Source organism: Longimicrobiaceae bacterium (assembly GCA_035936415.1).
Taxonomy (GTDB): Bacteria; Gemmatimonadota; Gemmatimonadetes; order Longimicrobiales; family Longimicrobiaceae; genus JAFAYN01.
Map to the genome: position 1 here is coordinate 1 of DASYWD010000121.1, position 3,493 is coordinate 3,493.

The window sequence follows — 3,493 nt, forward strand, 5'->3', positions numbered from 1 at the left end:
GGCCACGCGGGCGCGTGCGGCGTCCACCTCGCTGGACGTCTCCGTGCGTGCGAGCACCGCCACGGTGTCGCCGGGGGCCACGGGCTCGCCGGGGCGGACGCGCAGCTCCACGAGCCGGCCCGGGGCCATCGCGGCGACGCCGATCTCGGTGGCCTCCAGGATCCCGTCAGCGACCACGGATCCTTCAGGGGCGCCCCGGCAGGCGGCCGCCGCGGACGCGAGGGACAGGAACAGGACGCAGTGCGCCCGGTGTTTCAGATGCATGGCGTGCTCCCTCGGGATCGTTCTGCGGATGTCCGAATCGGACCGCCCGGCTCCCGGGGGAGCGAACGGGCGGCGTCCCGCCGGCCGTGGGGGGATCGGCCGGGACGGGAACGGCGATGAACCGGCCCGGGGGAGCCGGATGCGGCATGCCGGCGGGGGGACGCCGGCAGGGGCGCGAAGGGGGGTGCGCCCGGCGATGCCGCATAACGAGTAGTGCACGGCGGCGGCCTCGTCAAGCCGCCCGTCGGAGGGCGCTGTCGCACGAGCTGTCGTTGACACTGCGGTGGGAATCGGCCCAAGTTGGGTCCACCGGCCGCCCCGCGGGGGCGGCGCGTCAACCCTCGAGCCGGAGGCTTTTCGCATGCGAGCGACCGAGCAGAAGCGGGACTGGATCGACCGCCGGGAGTACCCCTTCGAGTCCCGGTACCTGGACCTTCCCGCGGGGCGGATGCACTACCTGGACGAAGGGACCGGCCCGGTGGTGCTGATGGTGCACGGCACCCCCACCTGGTCGTACCTGTACCGGCACGTGGTGCGGGAGCTGTCCACGACGCACCGCTGCATCGTCCCGGACCACCTCGGCTTCGGCCTCTCGGACAAGCCGGAGGGCTGGTCCTACCGGCCCGAGGACCACGCCGCCAACCTGGCCGAGCTGATCCGGCGGCTGGACCTGCGCGACTTGACGCTCGTCGTGCACGACTTCGGCGGCCCCATCGGGCTGTCGTACGCGGTGGAGCACCCGGAGAACGTGGAGCGCCTGGTGCTCTTCAACACCTGGATGTGGTCCCAGCGGGGGAACGCCAGCGTGGAGAAGGTGAGCCGCTTCGTGGCCGGCCCCGTCGGCCGCTTCCTGTACACGCGCCTCAACTTCTCGCCACGGGTGCTGGTGAAGCAGGCCTTCGGCGACCGCTCCAGGCTCACGAAGGAGGTCCACCGGCACTACCTGCGCCCCTTCGGAAGCCCCGCGGAGCGGCAGGGACCCTGGGTGCTGGGGCGCGAGCTGATCGGCTCCAGCGACTTCTACCAGCGGCTCTGGGAGCGCCGCGACGCCATCCGCGACAAGCCGGCGCTCCTCCTGTGGGGGATGAAGGACATCGCCTTCTCCCCGGCGGACCTGGCGCGCTGGGAGGAGCTGTTCGACGACGCGCGCACGGTGCGGCTGGAGGGGGTGGGGCACTTCCCGCAGGAAGAGGCGGCGGACCGGGTGCTCGCCGCGCTCCGCGACTTCCTGGCGGCGCCCTGACCGGCGCCGCCCGCGGGCGCGGGGGGCGGCGCGGCACGAACAGGGCAACAAAAGGGTGTTTCTGCGGAAGTGCATGTTGCGCAGCTGGATGCACCCCGTACACTAACGTTTACTTGGCGCCTTGAAGGGTTGATCCCCGCCGTTGGCCGCAGAAACACTTGCGGGGCGGCCTCGGGTTCTGTAGCCGAGGGCGGGAACTGTGTGGTACAGAATGTGCGGATGCATGTGGACATGACGCTGGAAGAACCCGCACATGCCGCTCTGTGCAGGTCTAAACGCATATTCGAAGAGTAGTTAGGGACAAAAATTCCGACCCGGCCCAGCATGGCAGAGCATCTCACGGCCGAAGAGATCCGCGACTGGCTCGCTGCCGAGCTCGCGGCGCGGTTGCAGGTGGAGCGTTCCCGCATCGACGTCCGTGAGCGATTCAGCCGCTACGGGCTGAAGTCCGCGGAGGCGACGCGGCTCCTGGCGGACCTGTCTCGAATGCTGGACCGCCCCCTGCCGCCCACCCTGGTGTGGGACCACCCCACCCCGGAGGCGCTGGCGCGCCACCTGGCGGGGGAGGGCGCGGCGACGGCACCGCGGGAGCCGCGGGCGGAGCCCGCGGCGGCGGACGAGCCGGTCGCCGTGGTGGGGATGGCGTGCCGCTTCCCCGGCGCGGACTCGCCGGAGGCGTTCTGGCGCCTGCTGCGCGACGGGGTGGACGCGGTGCGCGAGGTCCCGGCCGAGCGCTGGGACGCGGACGCGCTCTACGACCCGGACCCCGCCGTCCCGGGGAAGATGAGCACCCGGTGGGGCGGCTTCCTGGACCGGGTGGACGCCTTCGACGCGGCCTTCTTCGGGATCTCGCCGCGCGAGGCGGAACGGATGGACCCGCAGCAGCGCCTGATGCTGGAGCTGGCCTGGGAGGCGCTGGAGGACGCGGGGATCCCCGCCCCCTCGCTGCAGGGGAGCACGGCGGGGGTCTTCCTGGGCGCCATCTGGAACGACTACGGCACGCTGGACCGGCGCCGGGGGACGGCGGGGATCACGGAGCACTCGGCCACGGGGTCCCACTACAGCCTGATCGCGAACCGGATCTCGTACCAGCTCGGGCTCCGCGGGCCGAGCCTGGTGGTGGACACCGCGTGCTCGGCGTCGCTGGTGGCGGTGCACCTGGCCTGCCAGGCGCTCCGCTCGGGCGAGGCCACGCTGGCGCTGGCGGGCGGCGTGAACCTCATCGTGGCGCCCGACAGCACGGTGGCGATGTCCAAGTTCGGGGCCATGGCGCCGGACGGCCGCTCCAAGGCGTTCGACGCGCGGGCCAACGGGTACGTCCGCGGCGAGGGTGGGGGAGTGGTGGTCCTCAAGCCGCTCTCCCGCGCCCTGGCGGACGGCGACCCGGTGTGGTGCGTGATCCGGGGGAGCGCGGTCAACAACGACGGGGCCAGCAACGGCCTCACCGCGCCCAACCCCCGGGCGCAGGTGGAGGTGCTGGAGGAGGCGTACCGCCGCGCGGGGATCGACCCGGCGCGGGTGGACTACGTGGAGGCGCACGGCACCGGCACCATGCTGGGCGACCCCATCGAGGCCGGGGCGCTGGGGACGGTGCTGGGCACCGGCCGCGACCCGGAGCGCCCGCTCCTGCTGGGCTCGGTGAAGACCAACGTCGGCCACCTGGAAGCGGCGGCGGGGATCGCCGGGCTCGTCAAGGCGGCGCTCGCAATCCGCCACCGGGAGATCCCGCCCAGCCTGCACTTCGAGAACCCCAACCCGCACATCGCCTTCGACGCGCTCCGTCTCCGGGTGAACCGGGCGCTCTCCCCCTGGCCCGGCGGCGGCGAGCCGGCGCGGGCGGGGGTCAGCTCGTTCGGCTTCGGGGGCACCAACGCGCACGTGGTGCTGGAGGAGGTCCCGGAGCGGCGCGCCCGCCTGGTGCTCTTCGCCGCGCCGGACGCCGACGCGCTCCGCGCGCGCGTGGCCGCCGTGGCGGAGGCGATGGAC

At 73.1% G+C, this 3,493-nt stretch carries 3 protein-coding genes; 2 read left to right on the forward strand and 1 reads right to left on the reverse strand.

Annotation, left to right across the window (positions count from 1 at the left end):
* On the reverse strand, nucleotides 1-264 hold a 264-nt coding region (locus VGR37_04545; protein HEV2146665.1), incomplete at its 3' end, for a hypothetical protein.
* Nucleotides 265-625: 361 nt separating this feature from the next.
* Between VGR37_04545 and VGR37_04550 the strand changes: the two genes are divergently transcribed.
* Together VGR37_04550 and VGR37_04555 are read left to right on the forward strand one after the other, a co-directional pair.
* On the forward strand, nucleotides 626-1,507 hold the full coding sequence (locus VGR37_04550; protein HEV2146666.1) for an alpha/beta fold hydrolase: 882 nt from the start codon (nucleotides 626-628) through the stop codon (nucleotides 1,505-1,507).
* A 324-nt stretch (nucleotides 1,508-1,831) separates the two neighbouring features.
* A partial coding sequence (locus VGR37_04555; protein ID HEV2146667.1) for a type I polyketide synthase occupies nucleotides 1,832-3,493 on the forward strand: 1,662 nt, incomplete at its 3' end.

What these genes read in the sequence shown, in the direction of transcription:
- VGR37_04550 (HEV2146666.1), top strand. Translation starts at nt 626, where the DNA reads ATGCGAGCGACCGAGCAGAAGCGGGACTGGATCGACCGCCGGGAGTAC.